Consider the following 15,733-nt stretch of genomic DNA (forward strand, 5'->3'; position numbering starts at 1 on the left):
GGCTCGGGTTCAAGCTGCGCGTCCAGTTGACAGGTGAGCTTCTTGGGCCACACCTCAATTGAGACAAATCACTTGTGTTGCGAACCAGCGAAGATATCTGCTGACGCCCACGCGGTCAAGCAAATATTGCCTGAGCGCCCTGCCCCCGAATCTCTCCCGTCGCTCCAGATCGACCGAAAGCTTGTTATAGAAATGCAAGGTGGATCACGTTTCGCCCCAGCGGCGCAAAAGTTTGTTAGCATCCGCGAGTTTTACGACATTTTTCGACCGATTACGCGCACGCTCGCTGCGCCGACCCCCAACGGATGGCATCAGACAAGGAACTCGCCGATTTTTTGGCGGGCGTCGAAAGGCGCGCATTCAAGCAGACGGTCTACGCCGTGCGGGACGACGACGCCTCGCTAGATATCGTGCAGGACGCGATGATCAAGCTCGCCGAAAAATATGGCGACCGTCCGGCGGCCGAACTTCCGCTGCTGTTTCAGCGTATTCTGCAGAATGCGATGCACGACTATTTCCGTCGTGCGAAAGTACGGAACACTTGGGTGAGTCTGTTTTCGTCGCTCGGCAACGCCGACGACGAGGATTTCGACCCGCTCGAAACATTCGAAGCCCAGCAAGGCTCGGCGGGCTCGGAGAGCAACGAACAAAAACTCGAACGCGAACAGGTTCTGCAGTTAATCGACGACGAGATCCAAAAGTTACCGGCACGTCAACGGGAGGCGTTTCTCATGCGTTATTGGGAAGATATGGATGTCGCCGAGACTGCCGCCGCGATGGGCTGCTCCGAAGGTAGTGTGAAGACGCACTGCTCGCGGGCCACCCACACGCTGGCGCAAGCGCTCAAGGCTAAAGGAATCACGCTATGAGCTCCCTGGAAACCAAAGAACTCGAGTTCGCCCGCCAAATGCGCCGCGCGCTCGACGAAAACGCCGCCAGCATTCCCACCGCCACCGTCGACCGGCTCGCCGCGGCGCGCCGTGCCGCGCTCGCCCGCAAGAAGCCCGAAGCGGTGAGCGCGCCGGTGTTCGTACCGGCCTTCGCCGGCGCGGGCATGCCGGCTGGCATGCCGCCGGTCGAATTGCCGCAGCGCCGCCGCTCGCCGCTGCGCCGCTTCGCGCTCGCGTGGCCGCTCGTCGCGCTGGTCGTGAGCCTGGTGGGGATTGCCTACTGGGAAGACCAGCAGCGCACCGCCGAACTCGCCGATATTGATGCCGCCATGCTAAGCGACGATCTGCCGCTCAATGCCTACCTTGACCACGGCTTCAACGCGTATCTTTCACGCGCCCACTGAGCGGGAGATTCTTCGGGTGAGTTACAAGCGCGGCCTGGCCGTTGTTTTCGGATGTACGATCGCGGCCCTGGTGTCGTTCGCCGCGACCTATCCGCGCTTTTACCCGAGCCCCTCCACGCCCAGCGCCCCCGCTGCGGGCGGCAACACGGCTACCGCCAAGGCGCCCGCGCCCACGCTCGCCGTTGAACTGCCGGGCCTGCCCGGCAGCAAAAGTCCGATGGCTTGGTCGCGCCTTAGTTCGGCCGACCATATCGCGCTTGCGCCGTTCGAACCCCTTTGGGATTCGTTCAGTGACGAACGCAAGCGCAAATGGATCAAGATCGCGTCGCGTTACCCGAAAATGTCGCCCGATGCGCAAAAGCGCCTGCACGATCGCATGACTGAATGGGTGCGCATGACGCCCGATCAGCGGCGCGTCGCGCGTGAAAATTACCAGGTGTCGAAGGAGCTGCCGCGCGAGACTCGTCAGAACGCGTGGAAGACCTATCAGCAGTTGCCCGAAGAGCAGAAGGAACGGCTCGCGGCGAGCGAACGCAAGCGTCGGCCGAGTGTGATCAGTGCGCCGCCGTCGGGCCGCACCGAGATCAAGGGTATCGATCGTCTCGTCAATGCGCGTGAACATGGCGCAAGCGGTGCTGCCACGGCCAGCGCCGCAGCCGCCGCGACGCTGCCGAGTCCGGCCGCCGTCGCACCGGCGATTCCCGCCGCAGGCAGCTTCGTACCCGCCACGCCGGTGCCGGTTTCGCCGGCCGAAGCGCCGTCGATTTTCAACGGCTCCTGATCCGGCCCGCCCGTGTCCCAGCCGCTCGCCACCCCGACACTGCCCGTTGATGCGCCCAGCATCGCCCCGACCGTTCGACGGCGCCTCGCGGCGTTGCTCTACGAAGCGGTGATCCTGTTCGGCGTGGTGTTCATCGCCGGTTATCTGTTCAGCACGCTCACGCAGCAACGCAACGGTCTGACTCACCACAACCTGCTGGCGGCCTGGATCGGGCTCGTGGTCGGCGTGTACTTCGTGTGGTTCTGGACCCACAGCGGCCAGACCCTGCCGATGAAAACCTGGCGCCTGCGCGTAGTCGCCGCCAACGGCGCGACGCTTTCCACCGGCCGCGCAATCGTCCGTTACGTGCTGACGTGGCTATGGTTTCTGCCGCCGCTCGCACTGCATCCGCTGCTTGGGCTCAAGCTGCCGCAGACGCTGCTGATCGCCGGTATCTGGTTCGTGCTGTGGGCCGCCACGGGCCGCTTCGATCCGCAGCGCCAGTTCCTGCACGACCGCCTCGCCGGCACCAAGGTAATCGGCGTTTAGCGTCAAGCTAACGCGCGCACCCTTCACGCCTTAACCCCACACGCCCTGCCCCGCGGACCACCGTCCCTCGACGTCGCCCCGCCTCCCCGCTGCCACTCGCCGCAAACCCTCCCCGCAGTAATAAGAACTTCTCGTGACTGTCACGGCACAGTCACGCGAGCCAGGCTCAATACGGTCACTGCAACTCGACGCGTGAGCCATGGACCCCAAAACGTCCGCGACTTCCCTGTTCCGCCAAACCGGCCCGAGCGTCGACCCCGTCGCGTTCCGCCCGGAACCCAACCCCAGTCACGGCTTGCCGCTGCCTATGGCCTCCTTGCCGCTCGACGCTTCCGCCGGTCATCACGACGACGACCATGCCGAGCCGCATCGTTACCGCACCATCTGGCTGTCCGACATCCATCTCGGTTCGAGCGGCTGCCAGGCGCCCTATCTGCTCGACTTCCTGCGCCACAACGAGTCGGAGTATCTGTACCTCGTCGGCGACATCATCGACGGCTGGCAGTTGAAGAAGGGCTGGTACTGGCCGCAGGCGCATAACGACGTGGTGCAGAAAATCCTCCGCAAAGCCCGCAAAGGCACCCAGGTCGTCTACGTGCCGGGCAATCACGACGAAGCCGCGCGCCAGTTCTGCGACCTCGCGTTCGGCGACATCCACGTGCGCGGCGAGGCGTTCCACACGACGCTCGCCGGCAAACGCCTGTGGATCGTGCACGGCGATCTGTTCGACGGCGTGATCCAGCACGCCAAGTGGCTCGCGTATCTCGGCGACACGCTCTACACGATGATCCTGATCCTGAACCGCTGGTTCAACCGGATCCGCAGCCGGCTCGGCTTCCCGTACTGGTCGCTGTCGCAATACCTGAAGCATCAGGTGAAGAACGCGGTGAATTTTATCTCCTCGTTCGAACGCGTGATGACCGACGAAGCGCGCCGCCGCGGCTGCGACGGCGTGGTCTGCGGACACATCCACAAAGCCGAGATCCGCGACATCGACGGCGTGCTGTATTGCAACGACGGCGACTGGGTGGAAAGTCTCTCCGCGCTGGTCGAGACGTATGAAGGCGAACTCAAGGTGATCTACTGGACTGTGATGCGCTCCCCGGAAGTCGATGTGCAAAAGGCTCGGGCGACCGCGTAGTCCCTCTCAACTTTCATAGGGCCAACACCGATGAAGATCATGATCGTCACCGACGCATGGGAACCGCAGGTCAATGGCGTCGTGCGTACGCTGAAAAACACCACCCGCGAACTCACCGCACTCGGCCACAACGTCGATCTGCTGACGCCGCTCGAATTCAGGACGATCCCCTGCCCGACTTACCCCGAGATCCGCCTGTCGCTGCTGCCGCGCCGCAAGCTGCACGAACGGATCGACGGGTTCGCGCCCGACGCGCTGCACATTGCCACTGAAGGCCCGCTCGGCATGGCCGCGCGCAATTACGCGATCAAGCACAAGCTGCCCTTCACGACCGCTTATCACACGCGCTTTCCGGAGTATGTGCAGGCGCGCTTCGGCATTCCGATCGGCCTCACCTACAAGTTCCTGCACTGGTTCCACAAGCCTTCGCTGGCGGTGATGGCGCCTACGCCGGTGGTCAAGACCGACCTCGAAAAATTCGGCTTCACGAATGTGGTGCTGTGGACCCGCGGCGTCGATCTGGAAATTTTTCACCAGATGGACTCGAAGGTGCTCAATAGCGCGCGGCCGATTTTTCTGTACGTGGGCCGCGTCGCCGTCGAGAAAAACGTCGAGGCTTTTCTGAAGCTCGATCTGCCCGGCTCGAAGTGGGTTGCCGGTGAAGGCCCCGCGCTCGCCGAACTGAAGTCGCGCTATCCGCAGGCGAATTATCTGGGTGTGCTGACGCAAGCCGAACTGGCCAAGGTGTATGCTGCCGCCGACGTCTTCGTGTTCCCGAGCCGTACCGACACCTTCGGGCTGGTGCTGCTCGAAGCGCTCGCCTGCGGTACGCCGGTCGCGGCGTATCCCGTCACCGGTCCGATCGATGTACTCGGCAACGGCGGCGCGGGTGCGATGCACGAAGACCTGCGCGAGGCCTGCCTCGAAGCCCTGAAGATCGATCGTAACCATGCACGCGCGTGGGCAGAGCGCTTCTCGTGGACCGCGGCCTCGGAACAGTTCGCCGCCCATCTGAAGCCGCTGCCGCGCACGTCGTACCGAGAGGAAAGCGCCGCCGCCTGACGCGGCGCGCCGAGCTGTCCATGCCAATCAGACAATCCACCGCGGCGCGCGCCGCCCCACGCGCGCTACGCGCTATCGACGGCGCGAGCGAGACGACGAACATCGAACCGTTCGACGACGTGAGCGAACCCGGCACGCCGGATCATGCGGAGCGCGCGCAGGGATTGAACGGCGTGAACGGCGCTCACGGCGCGACGCATGCGGGTGCGAGTACGAGTCGCGCGGACGCAAGCAACGTGAACGCCAACCACGCGAACACGAACAACACGAACGACACGCAGCACGAACCGCTCAGCCCCGACGACCCGCTCGCGCCGCTGCCCTTCAATCCGTACAAAGGCAATCGCGGCCTCACCCGCGCCTGGCACGCGATGAAAAACTCGCTCGCCGGGTTTCGTGTCGCGATCCGCGAAGAAAGCGCGTTCCGTCAGGAATTGACGCTCGCGGCGATCCTGATTCCGTGCGGCGTGCTCGTGCCGGTCGAACCCGTATCGCGCGTGCTACTGCTCGGCTCGGTGCTGCTGGTGCTGATCGTCGAGTTGCTGAACTCGAGCGTGGAAGCCGCGATCGATCGTATATCGCTGGAACGTCATGAGCTATCGCGCCGCGCGAAGGATCTCGGCAGCGCGGCGGTGATGGTCGCGCTCGGCATGTGCGTGATGACGTGGGGGCTGATCGTCGGACCGCTCGTCGTGCATTGGATCGGCCGGTGGTGATGCACGCTTGCGCGCATAGCGTGCGAAAACCGCCTGAAAACACGTGAAAAACACACTCGGCGCACCGGCGCAAGGCGTCCGAAAGAATGAAAACCCTGAGTATCTGCTTGGTATAAGAACGGTCGGTTTATAATCGTCCGACAGTCCCACAAGAAAACGCTGGGTCGTCCCCAGGTTTTTCTTGCCCCGCAGGGATCTGCCGCACAACGGCAGATTTGAGGGCACTCAATATACCAACCGCGTCCGGGTGGATCACGCAGCAGCGGCATGCCGCCCAAGCGCCCAGCCCGGCGAAACCAGGGCCGGACGACATGGAAGCCAAACCTCCCCGCCGCACGCGCGAACGGATTCTCGAACTCTCGTTGAAGCTCTTCAACGAAATCGGCGAGCCGAACGTCACGACGACGACGATCGCCGAGGAAATGGAAATCAGTCCAGGCAACCTGTACTACCACTTCCGCAACAAAGACGACATCATCAACAGCATCTTCAGCCAGTTCGAGCAGGAGATCGAAAAGCGTCTGCGTTTCCCCGACGACCATCGCGCGACCATCGACGAAATGTGGTCGTATCTGCAGTACATGGTCGATTTCACATGGCGCTACCGTTTTCTGTATCGTGATCTGAACGACCTGCTGGCGCGTAATCGCACGCTCGAAACGCACTTCAAGCAGATCATCAGTCACAAGGTGCGTTTTGCGAGCCAGTTCTGCGAGCAACTCGTCGCCGACGGCGAAATGGTCGCCACGCCGGAAGAGCTGCAAGTGATCGCCACGAACGTGGGCGTGATCGGCACCTACTGGCTGTCGTACCAGTTCGTGATGAACCCGCGCAAGTACAACGAGCAGGAAGCGATGCGCGCGGAGCTGCATCAGGTGAGCGTGCAGATCGTGTCGCTGATGGCGCCTTATCTGCGCGGCCGCTCGCGGCAGATTTTCGACGACCTCGTGTCGGGCAAGCTGCCCAAGCGCGAGTTTTACGACTACCTGCCACCGAAGGAAGGCGCCGCGCCCCGCAACGAACCGAAGGACGTGTGAGCATGAAGTCGGTGTGTGTGTATTGCGGCTCCGCGAACGGAGCCAAACCGCTGTACGCGGACGCGGCGCGCGCGTTCGGCCGCGCGCTGGTGCAAGCCGATCTCGCGTTGGTCTATGGCGGCGGCAAGGTCGGCCTGATGGGCGTGATCGCCGATACGGTGATGGCCGAAGGCGGCCGCGCGATCGGCGTGATTCCTGAGCTGCTGGTCAACAAGGAGGTCGGCCATGACGGGCTGACCGAATTGCACGTGGTGCCCGACATGCATCATCGTAAGAAGATGATGGCCGATCTGTCCGACGCGTTCGTCGCGATGCCGGGCGGCGCGGGTACGCTCGAAGAGTTCTTCGAGGTCTACACGTGGGCGCAGCTCGGCTATCACCAGAAGCCGGTGGCGCTGCTCAATATCGACCGATTCTACGATCCGTTGATCAGCCTGTTGCAGCACACGGTGGAAGAAGGCTTCATGCGTCAGACCTACTTCGACATCCTGCAGGTGGATGCCGATCCGGTCGAACTGATCGGCAAGCTGCAACGCTATCAGCCGCCCGCCAGCGACAAGTGGGCGATCAAACGCGACGCGGTTTGAATCTCGAAGTTTGACGTTTGACGTTCAAAGTTCAAAGCGGGCGCGCTCCGCGCCCGGCCAACGAGACGCCCATGACGAAAACGGTTCTGATCACAGGCGGCAGTCGCGGCATTGGCCGTGCGACTGCCCGGTTGCTGGGTGCGCTCGGCTGGTCCGTCGGTGTGAACTACGCGAGCAACCGCGCGGCGGCTGAAGCCACCGCCGCCGACGTCGAGCGCGCCGGCGGCCGCGCGTTGCCGATTGCCGGCGACGTCGCCAGCGAAACCGACGTGATCGCCATGTTCGACACGCTGCAGCAGGCCTACGGCCGCATCGACGCGCTCGTCAACAACGCCGGTATCGTCGCGCCGTCGAGCCAACTCGCCGACATGGACCTCACGCGCCTGAAGCGCATGTTCGACGTCAACGTGCTCGGCGCGTATCTGTGCGCGCGCGAAGCGGCGCGGCGCATGTCCACGAGTCGCGGCGGCGCGGGCGGTGTGATCGTCAACGTGTCGTCGGCGGCGTCGCGGTTGGGTTCGCCGAATGAATATATCGACTACGCGGGGTCGAAAGGCGCGGTCGACACGCTCACGCTCGGTCTCGCCAAGGAACTCGGCCCGCAAGGCGTGCGCGTGAACGCAGTGCGCCCCGGCCTGATCGACACGGAAATCCACGCGAGCGGCGGCAAGCCGGAGCGCGCCGCCCAGCTCGGCGCAACCACGCCGCTGGGCCGTCCGGGCAGCGCCGACGAAGTGGCGCAATCCATCGTCTGGCTGCTGAGCGACGCAGCGTCGTACGTGACGGGCGCGTTGCTCGACATTTCCGGCGGTCGCTGAGCGCTGTTTTCCCTCGCGCCGGCAGCGGGAAGCGGGAAGCGGCTCTTCGCCCTTCATTCTTGATCGCCGCCGGCCGCATCTCGCGCCCCTCCGCCCCCTCGCTCTCATCTCCCACCAGCCGCTTCGCGCGAGCATCTTTTTCTCCCCGCCTTACAGATTCCCGTCAATTTGACGAGTAATCCCGGTCAGGTGCGAAATAGCCGCACCGATTCCCGCATTTTCTGTAATCGACAGTAATAAACTCGGACTACAATCGCTGCGAATCGCGTGGCATGCAAGCGCCTGCGACACCTGGCAAAAAACATCAGTAAGCGGCCTATGTTGCCGCCTACGGCGATTAGAGATCTTCATGCAAGAAAACCCATCCGCGCCGTTGGGCACGGGTGCTGTCGCGCTCGCGGCAGCCGCGTCGTCCGGTCCAGCCGGCGGCGTTCAGGACAACGTGCGCGCCGGCTCGGCACAGTTCGCCGACACCGGTGCGGGAGCGGGTGCGACTGCTGACCCAAGCACAGGCACAGGCACGGGTAAGCCCAACGGCCTCTTCGCCGATGCAGGCGCCCCCGCACAACCGACCCCGTCCGATGCGCCAGTTCGTCCCGCCGATCGCGGCGCTCGGCGCTGGCGCGCGCTCGCCAAGGCGCGTGCGTTGCGCTGGATCGTCGCGCTGGCCATCCTGTGCGTGTGGATTCTGCCCGGCATCCTCGGTCATGAACCGTGGAAGCAGGACGAGACCTACACCTTCGGCATCATCCAGCACATGCTCGACACCGGCGATCTGGTGGTGCCGACCAACGCCGGTCAGCCCTTCGTCGAAAAGCCGCCGATCTACGATTGGGTCGCCGCCGGACTGGCGTGGATGTTCGGCCGCTACCTGCCCTTGCACGACGCGGCGCGTCTGGCCAGCGCGCTATTCGCCGCACTGACCGTCTACTACACCGCGCGCGTCGCCCGTCGCGCAGTGAACGCCGCGAGCTGGTTCGATCTGCGCGTGATCGGTACGCTCGCGTTGTTCGCCAGCACGCTGGTGGTCGTCAAGCACGTGCACGACATGATGACCGACGTTGCGCTGATGGCCGGCGCGGCGCTCGGCTTCTGCGGTCTGTTCGAACTGGTGCTGGTGCATTTGCGCGACGAGGCGCGTCTGTTGCCGGTCGACGTGCGTCGCCGCCGCGACGCCGTGCGCAGTGCCGCGGCCATGTTCGGCGCGGGCGTCGGCGTGTCGCTGCTGGCCAAGGGGCTGTTTGTGCCGCTGGTATTCGGCGCGACCACCTTCGCGGTGCTGGTGCTGTATCCGGCTTGCCGCAGCCGCAGCTTCGCGGGCGCGCTCGGCATTGCCGCGCTGGTCTGCGCGCCGTTCGCGCTGATCTGGCCGATCTGCTTCTATCTGCGCTCCGAGCCGCTCTTCATGGTGTGGCTGTGGGATAACAACGTCGGGCGCTTTTTCGGTTTTTCAGTCGCGCAACTCGGCTCCGAAAGCGAGAGCCGGCTGTTCGTGTTGCGCACCGTATTGACCGTCGGTTTTCCGGCGGCGCCGCTGGCGCTGGCCGCGCTGGTCGGCGGCGCATGGCGGCGCTGGCGCGATCCGCGCGTGGCGCTGCCGACGATCTTCGCGTGCACGGGTTTCGTCGTGCTGCAAAGCTCGGCGACGATCCGCGAGCTGTACATCCTGCCGTTCATCGCCCCGCTCGCGCTGCTGGCCATGCAAGGCGTGGAACGGCTGCCGCGCCGTCTCCATACCGTCTGGGATATGACGAGCCGCGTGCTGTTCGGCAGCACGGCGGCGCTCGCGTGGATCGTCTGGTCGATCATGAGCAATCCGGCGAACACGCATGCGTCGCTGCACTGGCTCGGCCGCTGGCTGCCGCTCGATTGGGTGCTGCCGGTGAAGCCCGGCATGATCGCCGCGGCGCTGGCCATGACGCTCGGCTGGCTGTGGCTGCTGCCGGTTTTCAAGTTCACCGGCAAATGGCGCGGCGCGCTGAGCTGGTGCGCCGGCGCGATTCTGGCGTGGGGGCTGGTGAGCACCCTGCTGTTGCCGTGGCTCGACTATGGCAAGAGCTATCGCGCGGTGTTCGAAGACCTCGGCGCGAAGATGAATATCGAGTGGAACGACGGCGACTGTATGGCGAGCAGCGCGCTCGGCGAATCCGAAGCGCCGATGCTGTACTACTACACCGGCATCGAGCATCAGCCGACGGCCGATACCCGCTCGACCGAGTGCACGTGGCTGATCATGCAAAGCCGCCGCGACAACGCCAAAGCACCCGAGGGCGACGACTGGCGCCTGTTCTGGTCAGGCGCGCGTCCGGGCGACACGGATGAATTGCTGCGGGTGTTCGTGCGTACCCCGGCTGCCGGTGTGAGCGGCGACGGGGACTAACAGGGCGCGGGGCGCGTTCAGAACGACGACCCCGGGGTCCGCAGAAACGCGAGTTCCTCCGCCGTCGACTCGCGCCCCAGCACCGCATTGCGATGGGGAAAGCGCCCAAACCGCTCGATGATGTCCGCATGCCGCACCGCGGAACGGTAATACGATCCGCCCTGCGGCTCCGCTTTCAACCGTCCGAACAAACGCAGCGATTCGCGTTGGCTGTCGAGCGTTTCGTCGTGTTCGAACGGCAGATACGCGAAAGCACGATGATGCGCGCCCGGCAACAACCGATCGGCGCCGCCTGCGACCATCCGCTGCGCGATCTGCAGCGCGTGGTGATCCGCGGCGAACGCGCGCGGCGTGTTGCGATGGCAATTGCGGGAGAACTGATCCAGCACGATGATCAGTGCCAACGCACCCAGCGGCGTTAGCGTCCAGTCGTCGAGTTGCGCTTCGCGCGCCGCGTCGATCAGCGTGCCGAAGCGTTCGCGCAGCAGCGTATCGAAGGCGTCGTTGCGGGAGAACCAGCGCTTGTGCGCGTGGCCGAAGCCCGGCGCACCCGGCGCGTCGAACCAGCAGTCGAGCACGGCGCGCGCCTGCGGCGTCAAGGCGGCGTAATCCGCCGGGTTCGTACAGGGCATCTCGCACGGCCCGTTGGCCGCCCTGACCTCGTGACCGCCTGGCTGACGGGAATGGCGGGCCCTGCCTGTCATCGGCACCTCCAACAAGAAAGATACGCGGCTGCTTAAGGCGACAAAGCCCTTTTTAGACGCCTGCAGCCGCACGTTTACTGCCGCGCAATCGCTTCGAAGTGACCGCCCTCATCCCAGATCAACACGTCACGCGAGTCTCTATAGGGAAAGTCAACCCGATCGACGGCAAGGGTCCCCGCTACATCACTGATGCTATACACGCGCAACGGTGGCGTAACCGCCGAATTGCCGTTGATGATCTCCACCGCGCGACGCGTCTCAGGGCCGGTGAACAGCATGGGCTCGTTGCGGCGGATCAACCGCTCCGCAATCAGCAGGTTGCGAATGGCATAGGCGCGCGTCAAATGATTCTGGCTATAGTCGCCGGTGGCATGTTGCAGCAGCGAGATCAGCAGGCAATTGTTACGGTCGCCGTCGTTGCGCACAACCCGCATACCGCTTTGGGCAAGCGCGGCGTCGATCCGATCGTGGTCGGTGGCAGCCTGGGTAGCTTCGCGCTCGAACTGCGAGCGATCGTTGCCATACACGTCTCGCCTGATCCCGACCGGCAACGACGCCCAGAGGTCGCCCGGAGGCATCACGACCGGCCGCGCGGGCAGGCGCTGCAACTGTTGCAGAAAGCGCTGGATATGCTGGTTGTCTGACTCTGCTCGCAGAGAACGGGACGACTGGAACGAACCGAGGGCGGGCCGCACGATAGCCGCACCGGAAGTCCCCCGCACACCAGCGGCGCGGCAAATTCTATCGGTTCTCGTTCGACTTAAACCGAACCTGTTGGCGATCTCCTCACGCGATTGATCCGCGTGAATGCGGGCGTAGTCTGCAACCTCGCGTCGTCTTGCATCAGTCAATGCGATTCTCGGGGGGACAATCCTCGGCACATCAAAGGCACGGCGAATTCTAGTGACTGTGTTTTGGGATACATCGAATATCGTGGCGATGTGATTATCCGAATTGCCCGGGTGAATGCGGGCGTAGTCTGCAATCTCGCGTCTCCTTGCATCAGTCGAGACGGGTCGAGGGAGCGTGTTCGGCACACCGAAATCACGGCGAATTCCATAGACTGTCCTCGGAGATACATCGAATACCCTGGCGATCTGCTTATCCGTTTCGCGCAAGTGACCGCGGGCGTAGTCCGCAATCTCGCTCTTCCATGAACAGGAGCCCAGGCTGTCGACGGTGACAGTCCCGGCATGATGCGGCGGCGTTTGATCGTGCCTCTGCCGACCCTCTCGCATCGCGCCTTCGGCAGTACCGGGCGGCAGTCGATGTTGCAGGCTGAGTGACGGCAACGTATCAGGGCTTGCCGCTGATCGGCCTTGAGAGAATCGCGATGCCCAACCCGGTCCTTCAGGCAAAACGTAGTCGGGATCGAATTCTTCCGGTGGCCATTGAGGGTTCACCGGTGTCTGATCCGACGAGGCGGCGGGCGGAGTATGGGCTTGCGGAACAAGACCAGACGCCGCCAATCTCTGACCACAATCGGCAAACTGCTGCGTGGATGAAACCCGCTCGACTTCCGCCCGATTTTCCTGGGGAACCAACGGAGGCCGTGCACCATTGTTGACGTTCATGACACTCTCCTGTTTCTAACGGCGACACACAATTCTCCGTTGTACGCAGCAGCAGAGGTCATACAGGGATCTATGGCACGATCAGGTGTTGCGGTCGTGTATCCCCGAAAAAATTAGCCATTGCGGTTGCGCATCCAGTCGGCGGTTTCGAAGAACGAACCCAGCAGACGCTCGCGCAACGGTTCGTCCAGACCGATGTCCTGCATCGCCCACGCCATACACCTGAGCCACTGATCGCGCTCGCTCGACGCGATGGCGAACGGCAAATGCCGCGCCCGCAAACGCGGATGCCCGAAGCGGCTGATGTAGTGATCCGGCCCGCCCATCCAGCCGCACAGAAACCAGAAAAACTTGTCGCGCGAACCGTCGAGCGACTCCGGGTGCAACGCCCGAATGCCGGCGAAGTCCGCCTCGAGATCCATCAGGTCATAAAACCGGTCGACCAGTTCGCGCACGCGCGCTTCGCCGCCCACCAGTTCGAAGGCCGTCGGCTGCGCCGCGGAAACTTCGTCGTCAAGATCGCTCATACCCACTCGTCAAACAGAAAGAAAAATCACGCGTCGCGCAGCGATTGCAACGCAGGCCGCGCCAACACATGCCGCAAGCTCATCCAGCCGCCGAGCCCGGCGCACGCGATACCCGCCGCAATGCCCGCCGGCAGCACCCAGGGATCGAAGCTCAGATAAAACTCGAACACGCGCGTGGCCAGGACATAGCCGATGATCTGCGCGCCGATCGCCGCCATCAATCCGGCCAGCGCGCCCACCGCGACGAACTCGGCGATCTGCACCGCGCGCACCTGGCGATGCGACGCTCCCAGCGCGCGCAGCAGCGCGGATTCTCGCATACGCTCGTCGCGCGTGCCGGCCAGCGCCGCGTACAGCACCAGCACGCCCGCCGCGAGCGTGAACGCGAACAGGAATTGCACCGCGCCGATCACCTGCTCCAGCACCCGCTGCACCTGTGCGAGGATCGGCCCGGTGTCGATCGCGGTGAGGTTCGGATAGGCGGCGATCAGGCCGTCGATCGTCGCCTGTCTGTTCTGCGGCAAATGGAAACTCGTGATGAACGTCGCGGGGAAATCCTTCAATGCGGCCGGCGGCATCAGCACGAAAAAGTTGACCTTGAACGAACCCCAGTCGAGCTTGCGCACGCTCGTCACCGGCGCCTCGACCTGCATGCCGGTCACGTCGAAGCGCAGCGTGTCGCCGGGTTTGACGTTGATCAGCTTGGCAAGCCCCTGTTCGATCGAAATCTGCGGCGCCGTTGCGTTGCCGTACCACTTGCCGGCGGCGAGCACGTTGTCGTCGGGTAGATCGGATGTGTAAGACAGATTGAATTCGCGGTCCACGAGACGCTTGGCGTCGTCGCCCTTGAACGAGTCCGGATTGACCGGCTTGCCGTTGATCGCGATCAGCCGGCCGCGCACCATCGGCGATAACTCCGCGTCGGTCACGCCGTGCGCGCTCAGATACTGCGTCACGACGTCGCGCTGATCGGGCTGGATGTCGATGATGAATTCGTTCGGCGCATCGGGCGGCGTCGATTTGCGCCAGCCGGCCACGAGGTCGTTGCGCGTCATCGCGATCAGCAGCAGGCACATCAGGCCGATGCCGAGCGCGGTGATCTGCAGCGCACTCGCGCCGCTGCGCCGTTCCAGCGACGCCAGCGCATAGCGCCAGCCAATCCCTGCATTGACGCGCTCGCTGCGCACGAGCCGCGCCGCGCCCCACAACGCAACTCGCGCGATGCACGCGAACACCAGCATGCCGCCCGCGAAACCACCCGCGACGATACCGCCGAGCTTCAGTTCGCCCGCCGCGATGATCAGCAAGCCAGCGAACAGCGCGATGCCGAGCGCGTAGGCTGCCCACGCGGTGCGCCCCGCTTCGCCCCATTCGCGGCGCAGCACGCGCACCGGCGGCACGCGCGTGAGCGGCAGCAGCGGCGGCAACGCGAAACCGAGCAACAACACGAGACCGGCGGCGATGCCTTCGAGCATCGGCCAGATCGTCGGATACGGCAGCACCACGTCGATCAGCGTGCCGAGCCACGTCAGCAACGCCAGGTGACCGAGATAACCGAGCACCACGCCGACCAGACCACCCACCAGACCCAACCCGGTGAACTCCAGGATGAACAGCGCGCGCAGTGTCGACTGACTGACGCCGAGGCAGCGCATCGACGCGCAGCCGTCCAGATGCCGGCGCATGTAACGATGCGCGGCCATGGCGATCGCCACGGCCGCCAGCAGCGCCGTGAGCAGCGACACCAGCGTGAGGAAATGACTCGCGCGGTCGAGCGTCTGACGCACTTGCGGCTGGCCGTCCTGCAACGATTCGAGCGCGACGCCGCGCATCTTGCCGCCGTCCACCCGCTCATGCGCGAACTGCGCGAAATTCGCCACTGATGCATCCGCGCCCGCCACCAGCAGCCGGTACGTCACGCGGCTGCCGTAGGCGATCAGGCCGGTCGACGGCACATCGTCGGCGCGCAGCATCAGGCGTGGCGAAAAATTGACGAAGGCGAAACCGCGGTCGAGTTCGCGCGTGATCACCGCGCCGATCGTGAAATCGCGGCTGCCCACCTTGACCTTATCGCCGACGTGCAACTTCAACGCATCGAGCAGCGCCTGGTCGACCCACACGGTGCCGGGCGCCGGAATCGAGCGCGTGGGATGGTCGGGCGCGCCGGGCGCCGGGGCGATCCGCAACTCACCGCGCAGCGGATAACCGACCGACACCGCCTTGACGGCGGCGAGCCGCGAGACCGGCTGGGCGCCGGTCGAATTGACCATACTGGGAAAGATCGCCGTGGTGGCGGTGTTCAGTCCAAGCGCTTTGGCTTGCTGACTGAATTGCGGATCGACCGGATGATCGGCCCGCACGATGAAATCGGCGGCGATCATGCGCCGCGCGTCGCGCTCGAGCCCCAGGTGCAGCCGGTCGGCCAGAATGCCGACGCTCGACAGCGCCGCGACGGCCAGCACCAGCGCCAGCAGCAGCATGGTCAGTTCGCCTGCCCGCCAGTCGCGCGCGGTCATGCGAAGCGCCTGACGCAACACCTCCATGCCGCTCAGCCCGCGCGCTTTTACCGCGGCGGCGCGCGCCG

The 15,733-nt window shown here is 64.4% G+C and carries 15 protein-coding genes; 11 read left to right on the forward strand and 4 right to left on the reverse strand.

Translation table 11 applies throughout. The annotated features are described in order from the left end of the window. Positions 1-305: 305 nt before the first annotated feature. The 11 genes from FA94_RS13410 (at position 306) to FA94_RS13460 (ending at position 10,344) form a co-directional block, all read left to right on the forward strand. A complete protein-coding gene (locus tag FA94_RS13410; protein WP_012432361.1) occupies positions 306-869 on the forward strand; it encodes an RNA polymerase sigma factor in 564 nt (187 codons plus the stop codon). After that, positions 866-1,294, forward strand: a complete 429-nt coding sequence (locus FA94_RS13415) for a DUF3619 family protein (RefSeq protein WP_035551807.1) — start codon at positions 866-868, stop codon at positions 1,292-1,294. Before FA94_RS13410 ends, FA94_RS13415 begins: the two co-directional genes overlap by 4 nt. Before the next feature lie 16 nt (positions 1,295-1,310). Beyond that, positions 1,311-2,075 carry a DUF3106 domain-containing protein gene (locus tag FA94_RS13420; RefSeq protein WP_035551808.1) on the forward strand — a complete coding sequence of 255 codons (765 nt, stop codon included), beginning with the start codon at positions 1,311-1,313 and terminating at the stop codon, positions 2,073-2,075. A gap of 12 nt (positions 2,076-2,087) precedes the next feature. Beyond that, positions 2,088-2,603, forward strand: coding sequence for an RDD family protein (locus tag FA94_RS13425; RefSeq protein ID WP_035551809.1), 516 nt, complete (start codon positions 2,088-2,090; stop codon positions 2,601-2,603). Between the two features lie 199 nt (positions 2,604-2,802). Beyond that, positions 2,803-3,744 (forward strand): UDP-2,3-diacylglucosamine diphosphatase, encoded by a 942-nt coding sequence (locus FA94_RS13430; protein WP_035551820.1) that lies wholly within the window; start codon positions 2,803-2,805, stop codon positions 3,742-3,744. Positions 3,745-3,774: 30 nt separating this feature from the next. Further along, the gene (locus FA94_RS13435) at positions 3,775-4,806 is read left to right on the forward strand and encodes a glycosyltransferase family 4 protein (RefSeq protein ID WP_035551822.1); all 1,032 of its coding nucleotides are present in this window, start codon (positions 3,775-3,777) and stop codon (positions 4,804-4,806) included. A 20-nt stretch (positions 4,807-4,826) separates the two neighbouring features. After that, on the forward strand, positions 4,827-5,522 hold the full coding sequence (locus tag FA94_RS13440; protein ID WP_081935909.1) for a diacylglycerol kinase: 696 nt from the start codon (positions 4,827-4,829) through the stop codon (positions 5,520-5,522). 311 nt (positions 5,523-5,833) lie between these two features. Continuing rightward, positions 5,834-6,559 carry a TetR/AcrR family transcriptional regulator gene (locus FA94_RS13445; protein WP_035551824.1) on the forward strand — a complete coding sequence of 242 codons (726 nt, stop codon included), beginning with the start codon at positions 5,834-5,836 and terminating at the stop codon, positions 6,557-6,559. A gap of 2 nt (positions 6,560-6,561) precedes the next feature. Beyond that, the gene (locus FA94_RS13450) at positions 6,562-7,146 is read left to right on the forward strand and encodes an LOG family protein (RefSeq protein ID WP_035551826.1); all 585 of its coding nucleotides are present in this window, start codon (positions 6,562-6,564) and stop codon (positions 7,144-7,146) included. 71 nt (positions 7,147-7,217) lie between these two features. After that, on the forward strand, positions 7,218-7,964 hold the full coding sequence (locus tag FA94_RS13455; protein WP_035551828.1) for an SDR family oxidoreductase: 747 nt from the start codon (positions 7,218-7,220) through the stop codon (positions 7,962-7,964). A 349-nt stretch (positions 7,965-8,313) separates the two neighbouring features. Continuing rightward, positions 8,314-10,344, forward strand: coding sequence for an ArnT family glycosyltransferase (locus FA94_RS13460; RefSeq protein WP_035551830.1), 2,031 nt, complete (start codon positions 8,314-8,316; stop codon positions 10,342-10,344). Positions 10,345-10,361: 17 nt separating this feature from the next. On the opposite strand, the gene FA94_RS13465 is transcribed toward FA94_RS13460, so the two are convergent. The 4 genes from FA94_RS13465 to FA94_RS13480 form a co-directional block, all read right to left on the reverse strand. Further along, entirely contained in the window at positions 10,362-10,976 is a 615-nt protein-coding gene (locus FA94_RS13465) for a DUF924 family protein (protein WP_035551832.1), read from the reverse strand. A gap of 146 nt (positions 10,977-11,122) precedes the next feature. Further along, the gene (locus FA94_RS38610) at positions 11,123-12,622 is read right to left on the reverse strand and encodes a hypothetical protein (RefSeq protein WP_156126626.1); all 1,500 of its coding nucleotides are present in this window, start codon (positions 12,620-12,622) and stop codon (positions 11,123-11,125) included. Between the two features lie 113 nt (positions 12,623-12,735). Next, positions 12,736-13,149, reverse strand: coding sequence for a group II truncated hemoglobin (locus FA94_RS13475; RefSeq protein WP_035551837.1), 414 nt, complete (start codon positions 13,147-13,149; stop codon positions 12,736-12,738). A gap of 26 nt (positions 13,150-13,175) precedes the next feature. Continuing rightward, entirely contained in the window at positions 13,176-15,692 is a 2,517-nt protein-coding gene (locus FA94_RS13480) for an ABC transporter permease (protein ID WP_408305929.1), read from the reverse strand. Between the last annotated feature and the right edge of the window lie 41 nt (positions 15,693-15,733).

The sequence above is a fragment of the Burkholderia sp. 9120 genome (genome assembly GCF_000745015.1).
Lineage (GTDB): Bacteria > Pseudomonadota > Gammaproteobacteria > Burkholderiales > Burkholderiaceae > Paraburkholderia.

What these genes read in the sequence shown, in the direction of transcription:
- FA94_RS13410 (WP_012432361.1), top strand. Translation starts at nt 306, where the DNA reads ATGGCATCAGACAAGGAACTCGCCGATTTTTTGGCGGGCGTCGAAAGG.
- FA94_RS13415 (WP_035551807.1), top strand. Translation starts at nt 866, where the DNA reads ATGAGCTCCCTGGAAACCAAAGAACTCGAGTTCGCCCGCCAAATGCGC.
- FA94_RS13430 (WP_035551820.1), top strand. Translation starts at nt 2,803, where the DNA reads ATGGACCCCAAAACGTCCGCGACTTCCCTGTTCCGCCAAACCGGCCCG.
- FA94_RS13435 (WP_035551822.1), top strand. Translation starts at nt 3,775, where the DNA reads ATGAAGATCATGATCGTCACCGACGCATGGGAACCGCAGGTCAATGGC.
- FA94_RS13440 (WP_081935909.1), top strand. Translation starts at nt 4,827, where the DNA reads ATGCCAATCAGACAATCCACCGCGGCGCGCGCCGCCCCACGCGCGCTA.
- FA94_RS13445 (WP_035551824.1), top strand. Translation starts at nt 5,834, where the DNA reads ATGGAAGCCAAACCTCCCCGCCGCACGCGCGAACGGATTCTCGAACTC.
- FA94_RS13450 (WP_035551826.1), top strand. Translation starts at nt 6,562, where the DNA reads ATGAAGTCGGTGTGTGTGTATTGCGGCTCCGCGAACGGAGCCAAACCG.
- FA94_RS13455 (WP_035551828.1), top strand. Translation starts at nt 7,218, where the DNA reads ATGACGAAAACGGTTCTGATCACAGGCGGCAGTCGCGGCATTGGCCGT.
- FA94_RS13460 (WP_035551830.1), top strand. Translation starts at nt 8,314, where the DNA reads ATGCAAGAAAACCCATCCGCGCCGTTGGGCACGGGTGCTGTCGCGCTC.
- FA94_RS13465 (WP_035551832.1), bottom strand. Translation starts at nt 10,976, where the DNA reads ATGCCCTGTACGAACCCGGCGGATTACGCCGCCTTGACGCCGCAGGCG.
- FA94_RS38610 (WP_156126626.1), bottom strand. Translation starts at nt 12,622, where the DNA reads ATGAACGTCAACAATGGTGCACGGCCTCCGTTGGTTCCCCAGGAAAAT.
- FA94_RS13475 (WP_035551837.1), bottom strand. Translation starts at nt 13,149, where the DNA reads ATGAGCGATCTTGACGACGAAGTTTCCGCGGCGCAGCCGACGGCCTTC.
- FA94_RS13480 (WP_408305929.1), bottom strand. Translation starts at nt 15,692, where the DNA reads ATGGAGGTGTTGCGTCAGGCGCTTCGCATGACCGCGCGCGACTGGCGG.